The sequence below is a fragment of the Microbulbifer aggregans genome (genome assembly GCF_020524005.1).
GTDB lineage: Bacteria > Pseudomonadota > Gammaproteobacteria > Pseudomonadales > Cellvibrionaceae > Microbulbifer > Microbulbifer aggregans_A.
This window is the reverse complement of the sequence record NZ_JAIVKK010000004.1, coordinates 116,632-142,697: the sequence shown is the minus strand read 5'-3', so window position 1 is coordinate 142,697 and position 26,066 is coordinate 116,632. Positions and strand designations below refer to the sequence as shown.

Annotated in this window: 18 protein-coding genes; 4 read left to right on the top strand and 14 right to left on the bottom strand. The window is 56.4% G+C overall.

All coding sequences use genetic code 11. The features are described 5' to 3' along the window. Nucleotides 1-57 precede the first annotated feature (57 nt). Nucleotides 58-930 (top strand): alpha/beta fold hydrolase, encoded by an 873-nt coding sequence (locus LC093_RS08210; RefSeq protein WP_226664041.1) that lies wholly within the window; start codon nt 58-60, stop codon nt 928-930. Then, complete coding sequence (locus LC093_RS08205; RefSeq protein ID WP_226664039.1) at nt 927-1,325, top strand: hypothetical protein; 399 nt, start codon at nt 927-929, stop codon at nt 1,323-1,325. Before LC093_RS08210 ends, LC093_RS08205 begins: the two co-directional genes overlap by 4 nt. 161 nt (nt 1,326-1,486) lie before the next feature. Here the strand turns inward: LC093_RS08205 and LC093_RS08200 are convergent, their stop codons facing one another. The 7 genes from LC093_RS08200 to glmU form a co-directional block, all read right to left on the bottom strand. Next, a complete protein-coding gene (locus LC093_RS08200) occupies nt 1,487-3,811 on the bottom strand; it encodes a YncE family protein (RefSeq protein ID WP_226664037.1) in 2,325 nt (774 codons plus the stop codon). Between the two features lie 415 nt (nt 3,812-4,226). After that, nucleotides 4,227-6,056 carry a glutamine--fructose-6-phosphate transaminase (isomerizing) gene (gene glmS, locus LC093_RS08195; protein WP_226664035.1) on the bottom strand — a complete coding sequence of 610 codons (1,830 nt, stop codon included), beginning with the start codon at nt 6,054-6,056 and terminating at the stop codon, nt 4,227-4,229. 101 nt (nt 6,057-6,157) lie between these two features. Further along, nucleotides 6,158-6,931, bottom strand: coding sequence for a DeoR/GlpR family DNA-binding transcription regulator (locus LC093_RS08190; RefSeq protein ID WP_226664033.1), 774 nt, complete (start codon nt 6,929-6,931; stop codon nt 6,158-6,160). A 146-nt stretch (nt 6,932-7,077) separates the two neighbouring features. After that, nucleotides 7,078-8,235, bottom strand: a complete 1,158-nt coding sequence (locus LC093_RS20440) for a dihydrolipoamide acetyltransferase family protein (protein WP_226664032.1) — start codon at nt 8,233-8,235, stop codon at nt 7,078-7,080. Then, nucleotides 8,232-9,254 (bottom strand): alpha-ketoacid dehydrogenase subunit beta, encoded by a 1,023-nt coding sequence (locus LC093_RS08180; RefSeq protein ID WP_226664030.1) that lies wholly within the window; start codon nt 9,252-9,254, stop codon nt 8,232-8,234. Before LC093_RS08180 ends, LC093_RS20440 begins: the two co-directional genes overlap by 4 nt. A 3-nt stretch (nt 9,255-9,257) precedes the next feature. Next, entirely contained in the window at nt 9,258-10,379 is a 1,122-nt protein-coding gene (gene pdhA / locus LC093_RS08175) for a pyruvate dehydrogenase (acetyl-transferring) E1 component subunit alpha (protein ID WP_226664028.1), read from the bottom strand. Nucleotides 10,380-10,651: 272 nt separating this feature from the next. Continuing rightward, nucleotides 10,652-12,013, bottom strand: a complete 1,362-nt coding sequence (gene glmU, locus LC093_RS08170) for a bifunctional UDP-N-acetylglucosamine diphosphorylase/glucosamine-1-phosphate N-acetyltransferase GlmU (RefSeq protein ID WP_226664027.1) — start codon at nt 12,011-12,013, stop codon at nt 10,652-10,654. Nucleotides 12,014-12,460: 447 nt separating this feature from the next. Here glmU and LC093_RS08165 point away from each other — a divergent pair, with 447 nt between their 5' ends. Continuing rightward, entirely contained in the window at nt 12,461-15,790 is a 3,330-nt protein-coding gene (locus tag LC093_RS08165; protein WP_226664026.1) for an amidohydrolase family protein, read from the top strand. A gap of 324 nt (nt 15,791-16,114) precedes the next feature. Beyond that, nucleotides 16,115-17,212, top strand: coding sequence for a class I SAM-dependent methyltransferase (locus LC093_RS08160; protein WP_226664024.1), 1,098 nt, complete (start codon nt 16,115-16,117; stop codon nt 17,210-17,212). Nucleotides 17,213-17,277: 65 nt separating this feature from the next. On the opposite strand, the gene LC093_RS08155 is transcribed toward LC093_RS08160, so the two are convergent. The 7 genes from LC093_RS08155 to atpA all read right to left on the bottom strand — a co-directional run bounded on the left by LC093_RS08155 (nt 17,278) and on the right by atpA (nt 26,031). Further along, complete coding sequence (locus tag LC093_RS08155) at nt 17,278-18,633, bottom strand: tetratricopeptide repeat protein (RefSeq protein ID WP_226664022.1); 1,356 nt, start codon at nt 18,631-18,633, stop codon at nt 17,278-17,280. 242 nt (nt 18,634-18,875) lie between these two features. Beyond that, nucleotides 18,876-19,919 (bottom strand): patatin-like phospholipase family protein, encoded by a 1,044-nt coding sequence (locus tag LC093_RS08150; RefSeq protein ID WP_226664020.1) that lies wholly within the window; start codon nt 19,917-19,919, stop codon nt 18,876-18,878. Nucleotides 19,920-19,939: 20 nt separating this feature from the next. After that, on the bottom strand, nt 19,940-21,475 hold the full coding sequence (locus tag LC093_RS08145) for a hypothetical protein (protein WP_226664019.1): 1,536 nt from the start codon (nt 21,473-21,475) through the stop codon (nt 19,940-19,942). A gap of 138 nt (nt 21,476-21,613) precedes the next feature. Continuing rightward, the gene (locus tag LC093_RS08140) at nt 21,614-22,033 is read right to left on the bottom strand and encodes a F0F1 ATP synthase subunit epsilon (RefSeq protein ID WP_226664018.1); all 420 of its coding nucleotides are present in this window, start codon (nt 22,031-22,033) and stop codon (nt 21,614-21,616) included. Between the two features lie 67 nt (nt 22,034-22,100). Further along, nucleotides 22,101-23,498, bottom strand: a complete 1,398-nt coding sequence (gene atpD, locus LC093_RS08135; protein WP_226664017.1) for a F0F1 ATP synthase subunit beta — start codon at nt 23,496-23,498, stop codon at nt 22,101-22,103. A gap of 38 nt (nt 23,499-23,536) precedes the next feature. Beyond that, the gene (gene atpG, locus LC093_RS08130) at nt 23,537-24,397 is read right to left on the bottom strand and encodes a F0F1 ATP synthase subunit gamma (protein ID WP_226664016.1); all 861 of its coding nucleotides are present in this window, start codon (nt 24,395-24,397) and stop codon (nt 23,537-23,539) included. Between the two features lie 89 nt (nt 24,398-24,486). After that, the gene (gene atpA, locus LC093_RS08125) at nt 24,487-26,031 is read right to left on the bottom strand and encodes a F0F1 ATP synthase subunit alpha (protein WP_181254802.1); all 1,545 of its coding nucleotides are present in this window, start codon (nt 26,029-26,031) and stop codon (nt 24,487-24,489) included. Nucleotides 26,032-26,066: the final 35 nt, after the last annotated feature.

The window sequence follows — 26,066 nt, the reverse complement described above, 5'->3', positions numbered from 1 at the left end:
ATCGTTATAGTGTAGAGTTCCTCGCACTTTTATAACGATTGTCATAGGTCCCATCATATGAACGTGGATGCAATCCAATTCGACCTGACTGCGGCCGATGGTTACCGGTTGGCTGCCTCCCGGTATCCGGCAACAGGGCCAATAAAAGGACGTTTGATCGTCGCCGGTGCAACCGCGGTCCCACAAGGTTTCTACAAGCGCTTCGCCCTGTTTGCCGCCGCACGCGGCTTTGAGGTACTGACCATTGATTACCGGGGCATTGGCCGCTCGCGTCCCGACTCGCTCAAGGGTTTTCGCATGAACCTGCTGGATTGGGCGAAATTGGACCTGGCGGCGGCGGTCGAAGCCATGGCAGATGAGTCCTTACCGCTATATATTGTCGGCCACTCTTACGGGGGACACGCCTTCGGCCTGCTGCCCAATCACACCAAAGTCACCGGTTTCTACACCTTTGGTACCGGCGCCGGTTGGCACGGCTATATGCCCGTGGGTGAACGCCTGCGGGTGCTAGTAATGTGGAAAGCGGTTCTGCCCCTGCTCACGTGGTGGAAAGGCTATTGTCCCTGGAAGATGCTGGGGATGGGGGAAGATCTTCCTGCAGATGCTTACCGACAGTGGCGGCACTGGTGCCAGTACCCGCGGTATTTTTTCGATGACCCGACCATGCGGGGGATAGAAACCAGCTTCGCCGAAGTGCGTACCCCGATCGTCGCCGCCAACGCACGCGATGACCTGTGGGCAATGCCGACTTCCCGCGACGCCTTTGTGCAGGCATATCGCAATGCGCCGCTGACCCGTGTGGATATCGACCCCGGCCAAGTCGGCGGGTCCATCGGCCATATGGGTTATTTCCGGCAGGCTGCCGAACCAATTTGGGAAGGCGTACTGGAATGGTTCACCAGCCTGACCCCTGAGGCCGTCGCGCAATGAAAATGCCGGAAAGCTGGACTGCGGGATTGAAGTGGCTGCTTGTGGCAATTGTGATCAGCAGCATCCTGCATTACGTGGATAACTTGCTCTACTTCGAAGAATACCCGGAGCCACCATGGATCAACCGGAGCATGGTTGACGCGTTCTGGTTCTTTATGACTCCACTGGCGTGGATCGGCTACCAGTTGATGCGTAGAGGAAGACATCATAGCGGCACACTGGTGCTGCTAGCGTTCACGGCTTGCAACCTGTTCACACTGGGGCACTATCAGTTCGCGCCAATGCATAGCATTGGCGCGCGCATCCATTTTTTTATTCTGCTGGAAGCCGCCCTGGCGAGCCTGCTGGCGATCTTTCTTTGTGCTTATTATGCAAAGCGAGCTCTGGAGAAATAACCGGTTTTACAGGAAGAGGCGTAATTTGGGCTCAAAATACAATTTTTACGCCTGGCTTCACGAATAATTTATCCCTCTATCGCTCGCCGTAATCGCCCAACCTTGAGCAGGGTAAGCCTGCGGCGCTAGCCACGATCAATCATCCATTTTTGCAGCTGTATTTAGTGAGATAGCACAAAATGGGCTTCCAGGGCAGGATCAATAACCAAAAGCCTTGAGCCCGCGCCATAAATTAAACCCGTACTGGTATCAACCGTAAAGTTTGATATAGATTCTCGGCCGCCGGTCAGCCCCGCAAATGAAAACTCCCCGGTTTCAATATCCATCTGCATAAATCCGTCAGAGTTCCCGCTTGCGAGAACTCTGTTCGCCTTTGGATCCATAACAATTCGACTTATGCCCGAAATGGAATAGCCTTCATCACTATTCTGTTCAAGTAACTTCGTAATCTCTCCCGAAACTGGATCAATTTCCAGAAAGCGGTTTTCGGCAATCACGAATATCCGATCGCTTTCCAGGTCGACGGCAATTGCCGTCGGTTTCAGTAGCCATCCTTCGGGATCTTCATTCGCGGAAGAAAGCACTGTCTTTTCGCCGGTTTCCAGGCTCACGGCAATAACAGCATTTTCAAGGTAGTCCACAACCAGAATACGATTGCGAAGTTCGTCAACAGCGATTCCGTGCGCCCATCCAATGGTGGCACCCTCACCAACTCTCGTATTCGTCACCACATGGCTCGTACTTTCAAATGGGCTTATTTCAATTATCCGGTAATCGTTGTACGCATAAATTTTGTCACCCGCCGCATTCGCAACAAGACCTCTTGCACTCTGCGTAAGCCCTTCTATCTTGGTCACTTTTCTGTCGCCAGTCTTCTGGTCGATCTCCAGCAGTTTCGTACCAGTTGCAGCGAAAAGACTATCTGAAGTAGCGCTGTAAACAAGACTTTCCACCATGGTCAAGTCTGCACCACTTCCTCTTCTGTCTGAAGTCAGTTTAATCCGATCTCCTGAAGCAGCATCTATGGAAAAAATATCATCGGATGCACAGCTCTGAACGATTAAGCGGTTTCGGAGGGAGTCAAAATTTACCCTTCCAGCCATATTCGGGCTGGAAAAAGTGGTCACCAAATAATTATTTGCAATCCAGTCACTTGCCGGAGACAGCACCGATCTGGAGCCGCTGGTTAAATCCAGCTTCACAATATCCCCCCGCTGAATGAAATACCCAATCCTGTTGGTTTCATCGACAACAAACCCATTGTCCCAGATCGTTGCGGATCCTGGCTCTGAGATCAGAGTCGGGGTTCCCGATGCAATATCCACCCGGTATACCCCCGTCGGCGCTATACCTGTATCCATGAAGTAGAGTTCTCCATCGCCCATCTCCAGCTCACCGTAGGGTACGCCATCGCCACCCCATTGTTCGCTGCCGGAAAAGACCGTCCTTTTACCGGTTTGCACATCAATCGAAATAATATTGGTATTCGCAATCCCATAGAGCATTCCAGTTTTTACATCCAACACCAATTCAGAAAAGGCACTGTCCGCAAAAACAATACCGCTGTCTCCCTCTGGAGAAACAAGAAACAAATTACTTCCATCCGGATTTACGCTATATAAATCCCCCTGGTTATCTACGCCAAAAATACGGTTATTAACGTCGTCAATTACTTGCGCATAGAAGCTGAAATCGAAATCTTTATAGCCAATTTCTTCGGATGTGAGATTCCAGGACTTTATATACGGCCAATCAATGAAATACAGGGTGTCACTGACACCAGCGTACACGCCTCGGCGACAATTGAGAGGATCGTGGATTGATTTGGCAATGACTTGTGATTCTGCACGTATACTGTTACCCGAGTTATCCAGTGCGACGGCATTGATTCGTATGTTGCCGGGTTCATCGACCGGTAATATTGCTTGCCAAGTTTGAAAACCATCATCGGATGAAGCCTCGATACCATTGACACTGATGCCGGCAACCGCATCATTGTCAGAAGCGCGGCCAATTACGACCACTTTTTCCGAGTAGGTCAGGTAGTTTTTCTGGTCCGGGAAATCAATGGAGATCTCTGGCGGAACTTGCTCTTGTTTGGTTTCTACGGAAAATGTAGCTCTTACGCCCTCGACATTAACTTCGGCAGTTACCATCGACGAATAGTATTCTGAGCTAAGCAATCTGAGTATTAGGCTGTCACCCTCCGAAATTCTGCCGACCTCCGTAGTGAAGTCACCACCGTTAATTGAATACTCTCCAGAATCCACCGAAATATTGACCGAACTATCAATACCCGAGATCAACACCGGTTCGGACGCTACCCAGGTATCAAGCTCTGCTCCAGTTACGGAAGAGAATGAAAATTTATCAGGCGTAAGGTCTTCCTGCTGCTCGGAGCCGCTGCCAGATCCGCCGCCGCAAGCGACCAAAAATAGCGAAAATAACCAAAATGCCAACCTGTAGTGATATTTATAATTTTTCATTTTCCCTCCATGGATCAGTTCCCGGCAATTGCCGCACCGGGACAAATAAAACAGCGCAACGTTAATGTTGTTGAAGCGCGCTCCGGTGATGCTTTTGTGAGCGTTCGCTCAATCCAACCGGAGTAATCCGTATGTAAGGGGCGGATTAGAACAAGGTTTGGCACAAAACTACACGCGCCCACCGGCCAATAAATGCTTTTGGCGCCACAATTTTGGTTTCTTCCAAAAGGACTATGACATCTGGCTGTAGGCTGAGAGGATTTTATTAATCGGGGTAAAACGAGTCGTGTTTTTGCTGGTACGTCAAAACCAATACTTGATGACAGCGGAGGGCGTTGGATTGAGGCCCGTATTCCGGGCCTGGTGGAATTTTGGTAGATGACCTTCGGATAGCGAAAGCCATCTATCATTGACGCTATTCTACCGTTACCGACTTGGCGAGATTCCGCGGCTGGTCCACATCGGTACCTTTCAGCAATGCCACGTGATAACTCAGCAGTTGCAATGGCACGGTATACAGAATTGGCTGCAGGCTCTCCGGTGCATCAGGCACTTCCACCACGGTTAACCCAGGCTCGCTTTTGAAGCCTGCCTCGGGGCTGGCAAATACGAATAACTCACCACCGCGTGCGCGTACTTCCTGCAGGTTTGATTTCAGCTTTTCCAGCAGCTCATTATTGGGCGCCACCACGATGACCGGCATATCCGCATCCACCAGTGCCAACGGGCCGTGCTTGAGTTCACCGGCAGGGTAGGCCTCGGCGTGGATGTAAGAGATTTCCTTGAGTTTGAGTGCCCCTTCAAGCGCGATGGGGTACTCGACACCGCGACCGAGAAACAGCGCGTGATGTTTTTCCGCGAACGCTTCACTGGTGCTCTGCACCAGGGCATCGAGGCCGGTGAATTTTTCCATCAGTTTTGGCAGTTGGTGTAATGCCTTTACCAGTTCCGCTTCGCGCTCGGTGCTCATGCCATTGGCGCGGGCGAGTGAAATACAGAACAGTTGCAGTGCCACCAGCTGGGTGGTGAACGCTTTGGTAGAGGCAACGCCGATTTCCGGGCCGGCTTCGGTCATCAGGTGCAGTTCAGACTCGCGTACCAGGGAACTGTTGGGCACGTTGCAGATGGCCATGGAGGCGAGGTAACCCAGTTCCTTTGCCTGGCGCAGGGCTGCGAGGGTGTCTGCGGTCTCGCCGGACTGGGAGATGGTGACAAACAAGGTGCCCGGACGTACCGCGGTTTTGCGGTAGCGAATTTCGCTGGCCACTTCGACGGAACAGGGGACCCCCGCCCAGTCTTCAATCCAGTAGCGCGCGACGAGACCAGCGTGGTAGCTGGTACCGCAGGCAACGATCTGCACCTGTTTTACCTGCGGCAAGATCTCGTTAGCGGCAGTGCCCAGCGCCTGAGACAGTACGGAGTGTTCACCGATGCGTCCGGCCATGGTGGCTTCGACGACTTTCGGTTGCTCGAAAATTTCCTTCTGCATGTAATGGCGGTAGCGACCTTTGTCAGCCGCATCGTGACCGCCCTGGAGTTTGTTTACCGGGCGGCTGACTTCTTCACCGATCTTGTCCCACACGGCGATACTGTCGCGCGTGACTTCGGCGATGTCGCCTTCTTCCAGAAAGATAAAGCGGTCGGTAACCTGTTGCAGGGCCATCGGATCGGAGGCTATGAAGTTTTCGTCATAACCAACACCGATGACCAGTGGGCTACCGAGGCGCGCGCATACCAGACGTTCGGGTTCAGTGGAGCACACAACACCGAGGGCATAGGCGCCGTGGAGTTGTTTGGTGGCCGCGGTAACGGCCTGCAGCAGGTCGCGACCGTTTTTGCTCAGATCGTTGATCAGGTGTACTACGACTTCGGTATCCGTTTCGGAAAGGAATTCATAACCCTTGGCGACAAGCTCGTCGCGCAATGCCTGGTAGTTCTCAATGATGCCGTTGTGCACGAGAGCAAAATTGCCCGAGGCATGCGGGTGGGAGTTTTTGTCGGAGGGCACGCCGTGGGTAGCCCAACGGGTATGGGCAATGCCCAGCTGGCCCGCGGTGGGATTGCTATCCAGGGCGGATTCCAGATCGGCGACCTTGCCCTGGGTTTTGCGCAACTGCAGTTTGCCATCGCCATTTACCAGACACACGCCGGCTGAGTCATAGCCCCGGTATTCCAGGCGTCTCAAGCCTTCCAATAGAATACCGGTGACATTGCGCTGGCCCAGCGCACCTACGATTCCACACATCGTTCTAAGACCTCTAGTTTTTGGTTCTCGTCATCTTTGCCCGCCGATCGTGTAATTGCCGGCCGGTGCTTGGATTTGTTTGCTAATTCATTTCCGGGGCGTCAATACGCGGGCCCACCAACGGCGGCGCGAATCACCCGAACGCCTTGGGCCTCAAGGCGTTCGCACGCGGAATCTTCAATACCATCATCGGTCACCAGTGCGGTTACCTGTTCCCAGTGCAATTCCAGGTTGGGGATACGCCGCCCGACCTTGCTGGATTCGGCCATCACGATCACTTCCCGCGCCACCTCTGCCATCACCCGCGACAGCCCGATCTGCTCGTTGAACGTGCAGGTGCCGCGCTCCAGATCAATCCCATCGGCGCCGATAAACGCCTGATCGAAGTCGTAGCCGCGCATAACCTGCTCGGCAACCTGGCCCTGAAATGCCTCAAAGTGCGGATCCCAGGTGCCACCGGTCATCAGCAGCGTGGGCTCGTTTTCCAGTTCGCGCAGTTGATTGGCCACATGCAGGGAGTTGGTCATCACCACCAGACCGCGTTTGCGGGTCAGTTCCGGAATCAGGCCTGTGGTGGTGCGCCCGTAATCGATCACGATGCGGTGGTGATCGCGGATCAGTTCGGCCGCGGCGCGGCCGATGGCCCGCTTGATCTGGGAGAGTGGGTCTTCCGCGACCAGCTCGCGGGGCAGGGGAATGGCACCGCCGTGACGGCGCAGCAGCAGGCCGCTATCTTCCATCGCCGCCAAATCCTTTCGGATCGTAACTTCGGAGGTTTCGAACTGGCGCGCCAGTTCTTCCACAGAGGCTTCTCCAGCCTCATTGATAAGCTGAAGTATCTGGTGGCGGCGTTGTTGGGTGTTGCGTTTCGACATGAAGCATCATCTTTCGATTCGAAACATAAGAATAGCAAATCGAAAGTTTCGATCACAGCCCGATCTTTCGGTTGAGGCGTAGGAGCCTGTTTGCAGTCGAACCTTTGCTGGCTTGAAGTAGCGCCGGATCGCCAGCAAGCTGGCTCCTACAGGGGGGACTGGAGGTGTTGTTTGAGGGCTTCGAGAAATCTGGCGAGCTCGCCGCCGGTGACCGCGCGGTGATCTGCGCTTATCGAGAGCGGCAACAGGCGCCGCACCCGCGCCTTGCCCTCGAACGGCATCACCACCTCGTGGCTGCGCCCGGCGCCCACGATGCACACCAGTGGCGGCACCACGATAGGTGTGGCGAAGCGGCCACCGAGGCTGCCAAAGTTGGACAGGTGAATGGTGGCGCCCTGAAGCTCAGGCTGGGGAATCGCGCCCTCACTGGCGAGCTGCTTGAAGCGGGTAATCTGCTCCGCAAGTGCCGCATCGCTGAGGGCGTCGATATCCCGCAGCACCGGTACAAACAGGCCCTTTGGCGCGTCCACCGCCAGGCCAATATTCACCGGTGACTGGGGTGCCAGGGTGTCGTCGATGTAGTGGGCATTCAGATTCGGTTCTGCGGCGGCGGCCGCGGCGATTGCACGCAACAGGCGCAGGGTGGCCGACTCTTCAGGACCCCAGGCGGATATATCCACCTCGTCGCACAGAGTCATGGGGCAAACCTGATCGCGGGCACGGCTCATGGCCAAAGCCATGGCACGACGTGCGGGATCCCCGGTTGAAACCGATGTTTTGGTTACTGCCGGCGGCTCCGGGTGCACAGGCGCTCGGTAGCCTGTAGCCGCAGCGCGCACTTCCATCTCAGTGAAGCGGGCGCCGGTCGGGTGCAGGGAGGAGAGGTCCACATTCAGGATCCGCGCCAGTGCCCGCACCGCCGGTGTCGCATAGCGCGGGCGGCTGAACAAAGTGTGCGCTTCCAGAGCGAGAGATTCGCTGCCCTGGTCAATCTTGCCAACGACCGTACCGGAATCAGTTGCTCGTATCGGGCTCGGCTCGTGCTCGGACCGCTGGGCTGACGGTCCATCTGTTGTGGCAAACCCCACGAGGGGCTGGCCGGTCTCTACGGTTGCGCCCGATTCGGCAAATCGCTTTTCCACTACGCCGGTCCACGGCGAGGGTACTTCCACCAGCGCTTTGGCGGTTTCCACCGTCACAAGAGACGCATCCGCGGCAACGCGCTCTCCCTCCTGCACGTGCCACTCGCGGATCACCGCGTCTGGTAAACCCTCGCCCAGATCCGGTAGATTAAAGATTTTCACCGCAGATCTCCCCGTTTTGCGCTTCTATCCGCGTATTTCAATGCATCACGGGCGCCCGCAAGTATGCGCTCGACACCGGGAAGGTAGACCTTTTCCAACTGGTAATAGGGCATGACCGTGTCGTAACCGGTAACCCGCTGCACCGGTGCATCCAACAGGTCGAATGCGTACTCCTGGACCTGCGCGGCAATTTCCGCCCCCAGCCCGCCAAAGCGCGCGGCCTCGTGAACCACTACACAACGGCGGGTCTTTTCCAGCGAATCGATAATGGTGTGGATATCCAAAGGCTTCAGGGTGGCAGGATCAATCACCTCTGCCTCAACCCCTTCTGTGGATAACTGCTCTGCGGCGGCGAGGGTTTCCTTCACACTGGCCCCCCAGGAGATCAGGGTCAGGTCGCTGCCCTCCCGCAATATGAAGGCACGATCCAGAGGGAGGGCCTCGCCATTGTCTGGCACCGGCTGTTTCGCCGCGCGGTAGATACGCTTGGGTTCAAGAAACAACACCGGGTCGGGATCGCGAATAGCCGCCAGTAACAGTCCGTAGGCACGCGCCGGTGAGGACGGCACTACCACACGCAGACCTGGAATATGCGCAAAGAGGGCCTCGGTACTCTCGGAATGGTGTTCCGGTGCGTGAATGCCCCCACCGTAGGGGGCGCGATACACGATCGGGCAGCTCAAGCGTCCACGGGTGCGATTGCGCATGCGCGCGGCGTGATTGAGGATGTGGTCGAGTCCCGGGTAAATAAAACCCATAAACTGGAATTCGGCGACAGGTTTCAGCCCCTGCGTAGCCATACCCACGGCCATGCCGGCAATCATGGTTTCCGCCAGCGGCGTATCCAGCACACGATCAGTGCCAAATGTCTTCTGCAGCCCCTCAGTGGCACGAAAAACTCCGCCATTGGCTCCCACATCCTGACCGAACACGACCACTGTCGGATCCCGCTCCAGCTCGTACGCCAACGCCTGAGTAACAGCCTCTACCAGGGTGATTTCCTGTACCGTTTCCGACATCGATTACGCCCCCGCACTGCCGGCTTGCCGCTGGCGCTGTTCGTCCCGCAGCTGGTCATACTGTTCGTAAAGCGCCTCCGGTAACTGAGCGTAAAGATGATCGAAAATCGCCGTTACCGGTTCAGCCGGGCGGTCCTCCCAATGGTTCAGTGCACGCTCCATGACCTGCGCCAACTCTCGTGCCATGTCCTGCTGCTGGCCATCGCTCCAGATACCCTGCGCACGCAGATAGGTCTCCAGCCGCTTGAGCGGCTCCCACTGCCAGGCAAGTTCCAGCTCCTCGGCATTGCGATAACGGCTGGCATCGTCGGCGGTGGTGTGATCGCAGAGTCGGTAACTCAGAGCCTCCACGAGCGCCGGGCCTTCGCCATTGCGCGCGCGGTTGATCGCATCCCGCACGGCCCAGTGCACCGCTACCACATCGTTGCCGTCCACCTGCAACGCAGGAATGCCGGCGGCTATGGCCTTCTGGGCAATCGTGGCCGTGGCGGTCTGCGCGTGGCGGGGTACCGAGATGGCCCACTGGTTGTTGTTGATCACGAACACCACCGGCAGCTTCCATACTCCAGCGATGTTGATCGCTTCGTAAAAATCACCTTTAGAGGTTGCGCCATCACCGGCGCTGGCCACCGCTACCTGCAGTGGTGTGTTGTGCTGTTGATGGTGGTATTTGAGGGCAAACCCGACCCCGGCGGCGTGCAATAACTGGGTCGCGATGGGTACACAAATCGGCAGGTCATGGGGAGCGTGCTGGAATTGCTGCCCGCGCTCGTCGCCGCCCCAGTTGGCGAAAATTTCTTCGATCAGCACGCCGCGCTCAAGAAAAGCACCGGTTTCGCGGTAGTAGGGGCAGTAGACATCTTCCGCCAGCAGTGCGGATCCGGTGCCGACGCCGATGGCCTCCTGACCCAGGCTTGAAGGGTAGGTTCCCAGACGGCCGGTGCGCTGTAACTTTACCGCCCGGTCGTCGACCATACGTGCGAGGTGCATCTGACGGTAGCTCTGGGTCAGCCAGTCGGGCGTAGCGAACTCCGGGAACGGCTGGGTGGCCTGGCCCCGCTTGTCGAGAAATTGCAGAAATGCGATATCGAAGGAGGCCTGGAGTTGCAGGCGGGGTTTATGCATCGGCTCGTTTCCATTTATTCCGATGCCTGTAGTGTAGGTCTCTTTATCACCATTAAGAGGCGGCAAATCACTTCGTTAGCAAACGAACAGCGCAATGAAGATATGGCTGAAGGTGGAGTATTGGGTGAAGCTTTTCAGGATCGTCGCAAACAGGGATGTTTGCGACGAAGCGTACAGGGACGTATTTACTGGGGGGCGCCCAGCTCGGTCCTGAAAAGCTTCACCCAGTGCTACACCGCCACCGGGCCCGGTTTAAAACTCAAAGGCTTTGGTCAGGATTTCTTGATAGGCCTCTGCCACCCAGAAATATTGCGCTGCTTGCCACGGGCCACAGCCAGTTCGTCAGCACTCACTTCGCGGGTGATCGTGGAGCCAGCACCGATGGTCGCGCCGGTACCGATTGCAACCGGGGCAACCAGGGAGGAGTTGGAACCAATAAAGGCGCCATCGCCAATTATGGTCTTGGATTTGTTCACGCCATCGTAGTTACAGGTAATGGTGCCAGCGCCGATATTCACGCCTTCACCCACCTCGGCATCGCCGATATAGGACAGGTGATTCACCTTGCTACCCAGCCCGATCTTCGCCTTCTTGGTCTCGACGAAGTTGCCGATCTTGGCGCCGTTCGCCAGTTCGGTTCCGGGACGCAGGCGTGCAAAAGGACCCACGGTGCAGGCTTCACCGACAACCGCATCCTCAATAATGGAGTTGGCCTCCACAACTGTACCCGCCGCCAACACGCAGTTTTTCAACATGCAGTTGGGACCGACCTGTACGCCCGCGCCGAGTTTTACCTCGCCCTCAAATACGCAGTTGATGTCGATCGCCACATCGGTATCGCACTCGAGGGTGCCGCGGATATCGATTCGGTTGGGGTCCAGCAGGGTCACCCCGGCGTTCATCAGCGCCAGTGCCCGGCTGTCCTGCAGGGCGCGCTCCATTTGCGCCTGCTGGGCACGGCTGTTAACACCGGCCACTTCCAGCGGGTCACCGGCGAGCACACCGGTCACCCCGATTTCTTCACTCACCGAACGCTCGATTACGTCCGTCAGGTAGTACTCACCCTGGGCATTGTCATTGGACAGCTCCGGCAGCCAGTTCGCCAGCAGATCGCCCGGCGCCGCCAGGATGCCGGTGTTCACTTCGCGTATCGCGAGGGTGTCTGCGTCGGCATCTTTCTCTTCGACAATCGCCAACACGCGACCGGTCTCGTCGCGCACGATGCGCCCGTACCCTGCGGGGTTTGCCATCTCGACGGACAGCAGTGCAGGGCCTTTGTCGGAAGCAGAGAGCAGGGACTGCAGGGTGCCGGTTTTCACCAGCGGTACATCCCCGTAGAGCACCAGTACAGTGGCGCCGGCGCGGAAATTCGGAATCGCCTGGGCCACCGCATGGCCCGTGCCAAGCTGTTCGGTCTGCTCAACAAACTGAACATCGCTACTCGCGAAGCGCTCACGCACCAGCTCGGCACCATGGCCAATCACGACGGTTATCTTCACATCGCCCAGTTGCTGCGCGGCCTCAATCACCCGCCCGAGCATGGGTACGCCACCGATAGGGTGCAGGACTTTAGGCAGGTCGGAACGCATGCGGGTACCTTTGCCCGCGGCGAGGATAACTACATCAATGGTCATGGTGATTCCAGTAACAAATTCAAAAGCGCCGGCAATTGTGGCCAGCCAACGGCAAGAGCTCAAGGTTGAACGGCAAATAAATTCTGGCCACTGGTGACGTTGCGGTACTCGGGCAAACTCAATGGGATCGTATCGCTATCAACCATTAATAAAGGGAGTGAAAGCGCTTGCAGCGTCAGCAACGCAGCGTGTCCGTCCGAAAGGGAAGTCCTACCGTCAGTCTAGCCAGCGACGTTATCCACAACTCATGCACAGAACAGATAAATATTCCGCGCGAGTGCGTAATCCCGGAGAATATGTTGTTCGACGCCGTTGGATTGCATTCCTGTGACAATCCCGTAGTTTTCAACGAGGATCGCTGTGGACAGTTCGCTTCGCCGCGAAACCCAAAGCCGCGCGGTACACCGCCGGGATCATAACCATAAACCCTAATAACGGGAGCCATGCATGTTCGAAATGACCAGAGGCAGCCGTCTCGCGCGCCTGATTGGCAGTGCGAGCTTCGCCCTTGTCCTGCCGTTCGCCGCCCAGGCGGACGAGGCCGGCAAAGACGCCGACAAGTGGGATGTGAACAAACCGCCTTACGAGTTCAAATCCATTCCGCTGGATACCCGCGAGACCACCTGGAGCAACCTGGATATCAGCCCGGATGGTCGCAGTATTATTTTCGACATGCTGGGCGATGTTTACGAGATGCCAATCGCCGGTGGCGAAGCACGTGCGCTGACCAGCGAGCTGGCCTGGAATACCCAGCCGCGCTTCAGTCCCGATGGCAAATCTATCGTCTTCGTGAGTGATCGCGATGGCGCCGACAATATCTGGGTAATGGATCGCAACGGCGACAATCTGCGCCAGCTGACCACCGAGAAAGAAAACCTGGTGCACTCGCCGAGCTGGAGCCCCGATGGACAGTATCTGGTGGCGCGCAAGGGTTTTATGTCCGGCCGCAGTATCCCCGCCGGTGAAATCTGGATGTACCACTATGGTGGTGGGGAAGGGCGTCAGATCAAGAAGCGCCTCGGCGGCGATATTGCGCAGAAAAACATCTCCGACGCGGTTTTCTCGCCCGATGGCCGCTACATCTACTACACCATCGACACCACGCCGGGCACCGTGTGGGAGTACAACAAGAACTCCACCCAGCAGATCTTTGCCATCAACCGCTACGACCTGAACGACGGCAAGGACGAGACCTTTGTGTCCGGCCCGGGTGGCTCCATTGCCCCCATGCCATCGCCCGATGGCAGCAAGCTGGCTTTTGTCCGCCGCCAGGATTTCAACACCTCGCTGTTCGTCAAAGACCTGACAACCGGTCTGGAAACCCCGGTTTACTCCGGCCTCGAACGCGACCTGCAGGAAACCTTTGGCTCTCACGGCAACTATGTGCAGTACGATTGGATGCCCGACGGCAAATCCCTGATCGTGTGGAGCAAGGGCAAATTCCTGCGTATTGACGCCGATGGCAGCAGTATCGAGCGCGGCGCGCGCGAGATCGTGGCCCATATCAAAACCGAGAAGAAAGTCGCCGATGCACTGCGCTTCCCGGTGGATGTGGCCCCGGAACAGTTTGATGTGAAGATGATCCGCTGGGCCCAGAAGTCCCCGAACGGCGAACAGATCGCCTTCCAGGCCCTGGGCAAGATTTACATTCAAGACGTGAAAAGTGGCGAACGTCGTCGACTGACCCGGCAGGATGACCACTTCGAGTTCTATCCCAACTGGTCCCGCGACGGCAAGCAGATCACCTATGTCACCTGGGACGACGAGCAACTCGGTCAGGTGCGTGTGGTGTCCGCACGCAGCGGTCGTGGCAAGAACATCACCCGTGAACCGGGTCTGTATGTGGAGCCGAGCTTCTCCCCGGACGGTGAAACCGTGGCCTTCCGTCGCTTTACCGGTGGTTACCTGTTGAGTCCCGAGTACTCCCTCGAACCCGGCATCTACCTGGCCGATGCCGGTGGCGACTGGCAGCGCCGTATTGCCAAGTCGGGCTATGAACCGCACTTCGGCGCCGGCAGTGACCGCATCTACTTTTCCGAATTCGTGTATGGCGACGGCGGCAAGCGCGTGTTCAAGAGCGTGGACACCAACGGCAAGGACGAGCGCGAACATTTGCATGGCGCCGAGATCACCTCCTTCCGTCTGTCTCCGGATGGCCGCTGGGTGGCCTTCACCCAGGACTTCAAGGCCTACGCCGCACCCTTTATGCACACCGGCAAATCCGAGTCCATCGGCCCCAAGGCCACCGCTGTGAAAGTCACCCAGGTATCCAAGCGCGCGGGAGAAAACCTGCACTGGTCCGCCGATAGCCAGACCCTGGGCTGGGCCCACGGACCGAAACTGTATGAGCGCGAACTGAAAGATGCCTTCAGTTTTGTCGCCGGCGCACCGGAAAATCTGCCGGAGCCGGTAAGTGAAGGCATCGACCTCAGCTTCCCGCAACAATTTTCCCACAGCGGCAAGCTGGTAGCGCTGGCCGGCGGTACCGTGGTCACCATGCGCGATGCGGAAAGTGCGCAGGAAGTGATCGACAACGGCGTGGTGCTGTTCCGCGGAAACCGTATCGTAGCAGTGGGTAAAGCCAGCGAAGTGGAAATTCCCGTCGGTACCCAGCGCATCGATGTCACCGGCAAGACTGTTCTTCCCGGCCTCGTCGATGCCCACGCCCACGGCGCCCAGGGCCGCGAGGAGATCATTCCGCAGCAGAACTGGAACCTTTACTCCAGCCTGGCATTCGGCGTGACCACCATTCACGACCCGTCCAACGACAGCAGCGAGATCTTCTCCGCGGCGGAAATGCAGAAGGCCGGTATCATCGACGGCCCGCGTATTTTCTCCACCGGCACCATCCTCTACGGTGCCAAGGGCCCTGGCTACCGCGCCAAGATCAACAGCCTGGACGATGCCGACTTCCACGTCAGCCGCCTCAAGGAGATGGGCGCAATTTCCGTGAAGAGCTACAACCAGCCTCGACGGGAACAGCGCCAGCAGGTTCTGGAAGCCGGGCGCAAGCACGGCATCATGGTGGTTCCGGAAGGCGGCGGTAAGTACCAGCACAACATGACCATGGTCGTGGACGGTCATACCGGGGTTGAACACTCGCTGCCAATTGCCAACATCTACTCCGACGTACAGCAGCTGTGGAGCCAGACCACTGTGGGCTACACACCGACATTCGTTGTGGCCTACGGCGGCCTCACCGGCGAGTACTACTGGTACGACCACACCGATGTGTGGAAGAACGAGCGCCTGACCCGTTTTACCCCGGACTTTATCGTCAACCCGCGTTCCATTCGCCGGGAGAAAGCGCCGGATCACCACTACAACCACTTCAATGTGGCGCGACATGCCAAGCAGCTGCGCGACAAAGGCGTCACCGTGCACATCGGTGCCCACGGCCAGCGTGAGGGGCTGGGTGCGCACTGGGAACTGTGGATGATGGAGCAGGGCGGTTTCACACCCTGGGAAGCATTCCGTGCCGGTACCATCGACGGCGCGCGCTATCTGGGCATGGATAAGGACCTGGGCAGCCTGGAGGCCGGCAAACTGGCTGACATCATCGTGGTGGACGGCAATCCGCTGGAGAACCTGCGCCAGTCGGAAAACATCAAATACACCGTGATCAACGGCAAGGTGTTTGATGCTGCCACCATGAATGAAGTGAATGGCGACGAGCGTCTGGCATTCTTCCATGAGCGCCTGCCGGTCAGCGCCATGCCGACGCCAACCGCAGAAGCGATTCAGGAGAAACAGGAACGCCACCACTGGGTGCACTGATCTCTCCAGCGACAAAGCATAGCGATTGAAAGTAAAAAAACCCGCGAGTTATCGCGGGTTTTTTTATGCGCGTTATTTGGCCGAGCGCGACACCGCTGACGACAGATCGCTCTTATCCTGTCGCCTCTACGCTCGCTTTGCGTTCTTAAATCGACGACCAGCCGTCTACTCGTTGATTCAACTGTCTTTTTCCCCCGGATAGCGGGAAGTATGCAGCGTTGTAGTTTACGCTCGGGGGTTATCGATGCTCATCGGATGAGCAGCTACTCCGTTAGCTTCGTTGCTGTCCCCTCTCGAATAATCGCCACATAAAGGACACACGCAATGGAAACCCTCACCCCGGAGGTAGAATCCGGAAGTAACCCCCCCGCTGTCGATTTCGAAAAAGTACAGGATTTTGCCGGCCGCGTGCTCGGTGACCTGGCCGCTGCTGGCGCCCACGCACTGGTGTATGTGGGCGACCAGCTGGGGCTTTTCAAGGCGCTTGCGGAAGCGCCCGCCACCGCCGAGCAGCTGGCACAAAAACTGGATCTCGACGCCCGCTATGTAAGGGAGTGGGCCAGTGGCCTGGCCGCTATTGGCTATTTCGACTACGACCCGGCCAACGGCACCTTTACACTCCCTGCGGAGCGCGCAGCTGTCCTGGCAGACGAAAGCTCTCCCGCGTTTATGGCCGCGGCGAGCTCCGTGATTCGCACCATGTACCACTCCGCTGACGAGGTCGCTGGTATCTTCAAGACCGGCGAAGGGTTCGGCTGGCATCAGCATCATCAGTGTCTGTTTCGTGGCACGGAGCGTTTTTTCCGTCCCGGCTATCACACCTTTCTAGTTGATGACTGGTTGCAGCAATTACCGGGCGTCAGCGAAAAGTTGAGCGAGGGCGGCAGGGTGCTCGATATCGGTTGCGGCCATGGCGCATCCACGATCATTCTTGCGCAAGCGTTCCCCAACTCATCTTTTGTGGGGGTCGATTACCATCAAGAATCCATCGATGCGGCACGCAAGGCCGCCGAAGAGGCAGGAGTATCTGATCGGGCAGAATTTCTTGTAGGCAGCGCCCATACACTGCCGGCAGGTCCCTTTGACCTTATCTGTTATTTCGATTGCCTGCATGATATGGGTGACCCGGTCGGTGCCGCCAAAGCGGCGCGCGGAGTATTGAAGGCAGACGGCAGTGTTCTGTTGGTAGAGCCGCTGGCGGAAGATCGGCTGGAAAACAATTTAAATCCGCTCAGCGCAATGTTTTATGCCGGTTCCACCTTCCTCTGTACCCCCTGTTCAAAATCCCAGGAAATAGGACTCGCACTGGGGGCCCAGGCAGGTCCCGGAAGACTCACCGGTGTTCTCGAAAGTGCCGGCTTCAGTAATGTGCGAGTGGCTACGCGATCCATGGCAAACCTTATTCTTGAAGCAAAACTCTAGAGTGCGGAACTCCAATTATCGGAGCGCTGGCAGGCGGATGCAGTAGTGCGTAATTACGGGGAATCCTATTCGCCTGTCGCCTGACCGGTATCCTGCTGGCCTTCCAGACGGGCTTGTGCACTGGATCGCAGTTCGTCTGAATGGCTCCAGGCAACAACCCGTTCGAGATATTCCCGGGCCAGCGCGTCCCTTCCAAGATGTGAGAGATAAAATCCAATCGCGGCATTCAGGTTCAGATGATTCGGCTCTTGTTCAAAGGCGCTCAACATAATCTGCAACGCGGGTTCGCTTTCTCCTTTCAACTGGTAAGCGGTCCACAGGGTCCGGTAGCCGGGTAAATAATCGGGGCCCATCTGTACGGCGATTTTTCCGTACTTTATCGCCTGCTCGTAGAAATCCTCACTCCACTCTCGGGTTACGGACAGGGACTGTAACCGCAACAGGTAATAGCGGGCTAGATTGGCCGCGGTGAGGTGACTGATCTGGCCATATTCGCCAATTGTTTTTACGACCTTCTCACCCAGTTTGAACTTTTTGTCCTGTGCCTCGATCACGGCCATGGCCGTTAGATTTTCCTGCCAACCCAACTCCTGCTGTTCGCTCTGCTTCAGGTAAGCCATGGCCAGTTCCGGCTTATCGAAATCCAGAGCTTCATCGGCGAGCAGAAAGATCCGTTCATTTTCACTGAGGGAGCGGCGGGGGATAGAGTAGGTGTATTCCGGAATATCCAGTTTGTAGCGGTGAATATCATCGCGCATATAGGAAAGCATTTCCCGTTGCAGCTCAACGATGGGCTTACCGAAATATTCCTCAAATACATCGAAAGAATTTTCTCCGGCTGCCACCGCTTTTAAATAATTGGCGGTCGCAGTGCGATAATCCGGATGGCCGGCGTTGTGGCCCAATTGCAGGTAATGAGTCACCAGCCACGCGCTCGCATAGTAGTTATTCCAGTAATGGCTATTGTTCCCACCGTTTTGTACAGCGAGCGGAGGCGGCGCCAGGAGTTGTTCGATGCTGAGCGGTTCGTCTTGTGCCCAGGCGCTTAACCGCCACTCGGGAAGGCCACCGACCAATACATTTTTTTTACCCAACTCGGCGCTGGCGAGCATTTCCGCAAACCCTTCGGAATACCAGCGTGGGTAGGTCATACCACTGCGCTCGCGCATCAAGTGATGCACATATTCATGAAAAATCAGCCCGGAACCAGAAATACCATGATCGCCATCGCGGGAAAAAATAATTGGCCCTTCCCAGGTTTCCCGATAGAGACCGGCAATCTTCCTGTCGCCGGAAAATTTTTCGAACTCCCGGGAATCGCGAAAGTGGAATACCCGTAAACTTTTATTTTCCGGGGTTTCTTCCTGACCAGTAAAGAACAGGGCGCTGCGGCGAAAGCGCTCCAGGTCCCGCATCAGCATGTTGACCCGGCGCTCGGGTACATCGGAAAAAACAGTAAAGTTTTCGGATTGGTACTCGTACCAGTCAGCTGCGTATACGCTTGTACCAGCCCATACTAGCGCTAATGCTGCCAGAAACCTGGTTAGTAAATTACGTCTAAGTAAAGCACCCTGCATGTCGCCGCCTTTACCTCTTTCTAAAGTCTCAATCCAAGTCTGGGCCCGGTCAGCAGCCAGTGTATCTTCGAGCTATCACTCGCAACTTATGTTTGTCTTGGTCCTGCTTGTTGGTGGTTTTGCACCATATCTTCGATCCAGGTGCGCAGCCGGCGAGCCTCTGCTTCACCAGCGTCCACGGCTTCGGCAGCGCGGGAAAACTCCATGCCGCCAATACCACCGACTTTCGGCATAATCAGCACATCAGGTGGTGCGCCGATCATACGCGCGCGCTTGTGTCTTCGTTCGAGAATCGCCATTGCCTGCGACATGGTGTCGAGCATACCCGGAGATACCGTTCGGTTGCGATTGCGGAAGCCGCGTAACTGGGTCAACTGCTCTTTGCCTTGCTCGAGCAGCCGACTGAATGTGACGCCGTTACTCTGGTCCTCAATCGGTACCGGTTCAAGCAGCTCGGCCTCAGCCTCGGCGCGTGTTTTTGACACTGCCTGACTATTTTCCTCATCATCCTCGCGGGGGGTTTCGCTCACCACCTTTTGCACCTGCGCCTGCTGCCTTTGTATCAGCGGTGCACCGTCTTCAGTGACATCCACAGCGATAACACAGGTAGCGCCCATAGCACGACAGACATCAACCGGAACCGGATTCACTACGGCGCCATCAACCAGCCACCGTCCTGACAGGGATTTGGCTGACAGCAAGCCGGGGATAGAGCAGGATGCACTGACCGCATCCTGCAGATTGCCCTGTTGCAGCCAGATTTCCTGGCCAGAATGGAGATCGGTAGCAACAGCAGTAAACGGGATCGGCAGATCTTCGATATTCTCGAATTCGAAATCGTCAAAAAACGCTTTGAATGGCTTCTTGCCGCCGAGAATTCCGCCGCTCAATGTCCAGTTGATGTCGAGCAGAGAGAACACCTTCCAGTTATCCAGCAGGCGCACCCAGTCCTCAAGCTTGTCGAGGTATCCGGCGGAGTAGGCCGCACCGACAAATGCGCCCATCGAGGTTCCGGCAACAACGTGCGGCTTGATACCCATATCTTCGAGGAATTTGAGCACCCCAATATGGGCAAAGCCTTTGGCTGCACCACTGCCCAGGGCGAGACCGATACGTGGGGCATTATTCACTTACATCACTCTCGTTTTTGTTAAGATTTTTCGGCCGAATTGGTGATTTTCTCACCGGTATCGCTCTGTGTCGCCGCCTCTTCAGCAGCTTGTCGTTCCAGGAGATTCTTGGCTTTGGTGCGCGCCCGACCGGGATGGGACCAGGACAGTACCCGCTCCAGAAATGGCTTGGCCAGATCCACTCTGCCAGCATCAGCCAAGTAAAAAGCCACACTCTGGTTGATGTACAGACTCTCGGGGTCGAGCTGGAAGGCCGCCATCATGGTTTTTAGCGCCGGAGCACGATTTTGACTGTCCATTTGCGCCATCCACAAATATCGGTGCGCTGGTACCGATTGTGGGTTGAGCGAGATAGCCTTTTTGCCCAACTCAATAGCCTGCTGTTGCAAGCCGTGATCCCAGTGACCAGTTTTTGCCAGGCTCTGTAGGTGATCTACATGAAAGTGAGTCAAGTTCGTAGCCGCCCTAGCATCCAGAAGGTCGGCATTTCTTAGCCGAATAACAAGTGAAGCGGCATATTCTATATCGGTTTTGTCCGCTTTATGATTTTCGAGTACGGCCTGCAACGAAAGTGCAGGCGCCCAATTAGGGGCCAATTTGAGAGATTTTCGTAGATACTCCTGAGCAAGCTCCTCATTACCAACTTCGAGAGCTTTATCCGCCAGTAAATAGGCGGCTTCAATTTCTGGCAGCTTCTTGCGCGCTATCGCTTTAGTGTATTCAGGGCTATCGAAAGAAATTCCGGCGAGTAGCCGTTTATCGCGTACTTTGCGTAATTTTTTCTCCATTTCATCCGGGGTAATGCCGAATACCTGCTCGAAAGATATTAGTGGGTCGGCGCCCGCTCTAAATGCTGCGATATATTCGCGTACTTTTTCACGATACTCGGGATGTTCTTTCTGCGCACCAAATTGTAGGTAGTGCGTAAGAAACCAGGCGCTGCCGTAAAAATTATCCCAATAAGCACTGCTGTCGCTCTCGTAGTCAGGTGCCAAGACTTCAGCGACCTCTAGCGGTCTTCCAAAATGAAATGCGCCAACGCGCCATTCGGGAAACCCCCCAAAAGTTACCCGACCATCGTCAAATTTGGCAGTTGCCAAGAATTCGGCAAATCCCTCCGAATACCACATAGGGTAAACGCTATTGCTGCTCAGACGCATCAGATGGTGAATGTATTCGTGGTACATGACTCCCGTGCCTGGCATACCAAGACTGGAACTCTTTTGCGTGAAAATCATGGGACCATCCCAAGTCTCCATGTAAAAGCCCACAACGCCTCTTTCCAAAGTGAAACTCTCGAACTCGGATGACTTGTGCAGGTAAAAAACCTTTAACCGCTGATCTTCCTTTTGATTCGGGGTGCCGGTAATCATCAGTGCTGCCGCCCTGAAGCGCTCCAGTTGGCTTATACGTTTCTCGACGCGTTTTTTAGATACATCGGAATAGACGGTGAAATTATCCGATTTGTATTCGTACCAGTCGCGGGCGTGGCTGACTGAGGGAAGGGCGATTGCAAAGAGCAATACAAAGATTAGGGGGGACTGACTCCTTGTCATACCATTGTCCTGCTGTCATTTATTAAACTTTTCAGTATTTAATCGCCAATGGCCTTTGGCAGCAAATTTCAGGCACAAAAAAAGCAGCCGAAGCTGCTTTTTTGATCGCCTGCGAGCAGGCACCTACAGAGTAGGGTATTACTTGCCAGCGGCCTTGCGGATCGCCTGCAGGGTACGCAGACGGGCTTCGGCTTCAGCAAGTTGCGCGGAGATGCGGACGTAGTCGATCTCTGCCGGGGCACTGCGCAGGGCGTGTTCCGCTTCTTCGCGGGCCTTGCGGGCGGCATCTTCGTCGATTTCGCGCTCGGCGATGTCGGCGAGGATGGTGACCATATTCGGCTGGATTTCGGCGTAGCCACCGCTCAGGAACAGCACCTCTTCCTCACCACCATCTTTGATGATGCGAACCGGGCCGGGCTTCAGTGCGGTGAGCAGCTGCGCGTGACCGTAGGAGATACCCAGTTCCCCTTCGACGCCGCTGACGATCACCATCTTCACCAGGCCGGAGAAGAGGGATTCCTCTGCGCTAACAATGTCGCAATGTACAGTCATAGCCATAAGGCTACCTCATTCTCAGCTGTTTGCCTTGTGGTACCCACAAATTTGCGGGTACCACGCGCGTGCCTTACTTCTTGTTGGCTTTCTCAACGGCTTCGTCAATGCCGCCAACCATGTAGAAGGCCTGCTCTGGCAGGTGGTCGTAGTCGCCATTCAGGATGCCCTGGAAACCACGAATGGTTTCTTTCAGGGAAACGTATTTGCCCGGTGCACCGGTAAATACTTCGGCTACGTGGAACGGCTGAGACAGGAAACGCTCGATCTTACGCGCGCGGGCTACGATCTGCTTGTCTTCTTCAGACAGCTCGTCCATACCCAGAATCGCGATGATGTCTTTCAGTTCCTTGTAGCGCTGCAGTACGGACTGAACGCCACGCGCAGTGTCGTAGTGCTCCTGACCGATTACCAGCGGATCCAGCTGACGAGAGGTGGAGTCCAGCGGGTCAACCGCAGGGTAGATACCCTTGGAAGCGATATCACGGCTCAGTACTACAGTGGAGTCCAAGTGCGCGAAGGTGGTCGCCGGAGACGGGTCGGTCAAGTCATCCGCCGGTACGTATACCGCCTGGATGGAGGTGATAGAGCCGGTCTTGGTGGAGGTAATACGCTCCTGCAGAACGCCCATCTCTTCCGCCAGAGTCGGCTGGTAACCTACCGCAGACGGCATACGGCCGAGCAGTGCGGATACTTCGGTACCGGCCAGGGTGTAACGGTAGATGTTGTCGACGAACAGCAGTACGTCACGGCCTTCGTCACGGAACTTCTCAGCCATGGTCAGGCCGGTCAGAGCAACACGCAGACGGTTACCGGGCGGCTCATTCATCTGGCCGTAAACCATCGCTACCTTGGACTTGGAAAACTCTTCGACGTTTACAACGCCAGCTTCCTGCATCTCGTGGTAGAAGTCGTTACCTTCACGAGTACGCTCACCCACACCCGCGAATACAGACAGACCGCTGTGCTCGGTGGCGATGTTGTTGATGAGCTCCATCATGTTTACGGTTTTACCTACACCGGCACCACCGAACAGACCAACTTTACCACCCTTGGCGAACGGACATACCAGGTCGATTACCTTGATGCCAGTCTCCAGCAGGTCGGTGGAGTTTGCTTGCTCTTCGTAAGTCGGCGCAGCGCGGTGGATAGAGGAACGCTCTTTCTCACCGATCGGACCGCACTCGTCGATAGGGTTGCCCAGAACGTCCATGATGCGACCCAGGGTCTCGGTACCAACCGGTACGGAAACTGGTGCGCCGGTGTTCTTGACCTGCAGACCGCGGGAGATACCCTCGGAAGAACCCATGGCGATGGCACGTACAATGCCGTCGCCCAGCTGCTGCTGCACTTCCATGGTGAGGTCTTTGCCCTCAACCACGAGTGCATCGTATACATTCGGTACGGCGTCGCGCGGGAATTCCACGTCGATGACCGCGCCGATAACTTGCACAATTTGCCCGTTACTCATTTCCCGATCCTCAAAGTTCAAATCTTTCTGCGGTGGTATTAAACCGCCGCGGCGCCGCCAACAATCTCAGACAGCTCTTGCGTGATCGCTGCCTGGCGCGCCTTGTTGTAAACCAGCTGCAGCGCATCGATGAGTTCACCGGCGTTGTCGGTGGCACTCTTCATCGCGATCATGCGCGCTGCCTGTTCACAGGCCTTGTTTTCAACGACTGCCTGGTACACCTGGGATTCGATGTAGCGGGCCAGCAGACCGTCGAGCAACTCGACCGGCTCCGGCTCATATACGTAATCCCACTCGTGCTGCAGCTGCTCGTCGTCGTCTTTCTTCAACGGCAGCAGCTGCTGTACTTGCGGCTTCTGCGTCATGGTGTTTACGAATTCGTTGGACACCAGGAAGAGACGGTCGATGTCGCCATTGGCGAAACGGTCGAGCATCACTTTTACGGAGCCGACCAGCTGTTTGGCCTGAGGCTTGTCACCCAGGTCACGCACCGCTGCCACTACGTTGCCGCCGATATTGTTGAAAAAGCTGGTCGCCTTGTTGCCGACAGCGCAGATGTCCACGCCCACACCCTGCTTGTCCCAGGTGTGCATTTCGCGGATAGCTGCCTTGAACACGTTGATGTTCAAACCACCACAGAGACCGCGGTCAGTGGATACCAGGATGTAACCCACGCGCTTAACTTCGCGCTCCTGCAGGTAGATGTGCTGGTATTCCGCGTTGGCGTTGGCAACGTGGCCAATCACCGCGCGAATGCGGCTTGCGTAAGGGCGCCCCAGAGCCATGCGATCCTGAGCCTTGCGCATCTTGCTCGCCGCAACCATTTCCATGGCTGAGGTGATCTTCTGCGTGCTCTTGATGCTGGCAATTTTTGTGCGTACTTCTTTTCCGCCTGCCATAGTCAGTTACCTTTTTGCCGGAAGTTAACCTGTAGGAACCTTGCTGCTCGCGAATGTTCGCCTGCAAGCAGGCTCCTACACATGGGTACTTACCAGCTACCGGTAGCGACGAATTTCTCGATCGCGGCCTTGAAGGCGCTGTCGATTTCGTCGTTGTAGTTACCGGTGCTGTTTACTTGCTGCATCAGCTCTGCATGTTCGCTGTTCATGTAAGCGAGCAGGGCGGATTCGAAGTCCAGCACTTTGTTAACTTCTACGTCGTTCAGGTAACCCTTGTCCGCGGCGTAAACGGAAACAGCCATGTCCGCGATAGACAGCGGAGAGTACTGCTTCTGCTTCATCAGCTCGGTTACGCGCTCACCGTGGTCCAGCTGGGCTTTAGTGGCTTCATCCAGGTCGGAAGCGAACTGGGAGAAGGCCGCGAGCTCGCGGTACTGGGCCAGCGCGGTACGGATACCACCGGACAGCTTCTTGATGATCTTGGTCTGTGCGGAACCACCAACACGGGATACGGAAATACCCGGGTTGATCGCTGGACGTACGCCAGAGTTGAACAGGTCGGTTTCCAGGAAGATCTGACCATCGGTAATGGAGATTACGTTGGTCGGTACGAATGCGGAAACGTCACCCGCCTGGGTTTCAATGATCGGCAGAGCGGTCAGAGAGCCAGTCTTGCCTTTCACTTCACCGTTGGTGAACTTTTCTACGTACTCGGCGTTTACACGCGCGGCGCGCTCCAGCAGACGGGAGTGCAGGTAGAAAACGTCACCGGGGTATGCTTCACGGCCCGGGGGACGCTTCAGCAGCAGGGAGATCTGACGGTAGGCCCAAGCCTGCTTGGTCAGGTCATCGTAAATAATCAGGGCGTCTTCACCGCGGTCGCGGAAGTACTCACCCATGGTGCAGCCTACGTACGGAGCCAGGAACTGCATCGCAGCCGGGTCGGCAGCACCAGCGGCAACCACGATGGTGTGGTCCATTGCGCCGTGCTCTTCGAGCTTGCGTACAACGTTGGCAATAGAAGACTGCTTCTGGCCTACGGCAACGTAGATACACTTAATGCCGGTGCCTTTCTGGTTGATGATCGCATCGATCGCAACCGCAGTTTTACCGATCTGGCGGTCGCCGATGATCAGCTCACGCTGGCCACGACCGATCGGGATCATAGTGTCTACCGCTTTCAGACCGGTCTGTACCGGCTGATCTACGGACTGACGGGCAATTACGCCGGGAGCTACTTTCTCAACTGCGTCAGTCAGCTTGTTGTTCAGCGGACCTTTACCGTCGATCGGGTTACCCAGGGCGTCAACCACGCGGCCCAGCAGCTCCGGACCAACCGGGGCTTCCAGGATGCGGCCGGTGCAACGGCACTTCTGGCCTTCCGCCAGGGACTTGTAATCACCCAGTACGATGGCACCAACGGAATCGCGCTCCAGGTTCAGCGCCATACCGGTTACGCCGCCTTCGAACTCGATCATCTCACCGTACATCACGTCGGCCAGGCCGTGGATGCGGATGATACCGTCGGATACGGAAACAATGGTGCCCTCGTTCTGGGCTTCGGTGCTCACATCGAGATTGTCGATGCGGCTCTTGATAATTTCACTGATCTCAGAGGGATTCAGTTGCTGCATGCTCTGTTCCTCGAACTCCCGGCGGCGGTATCTGC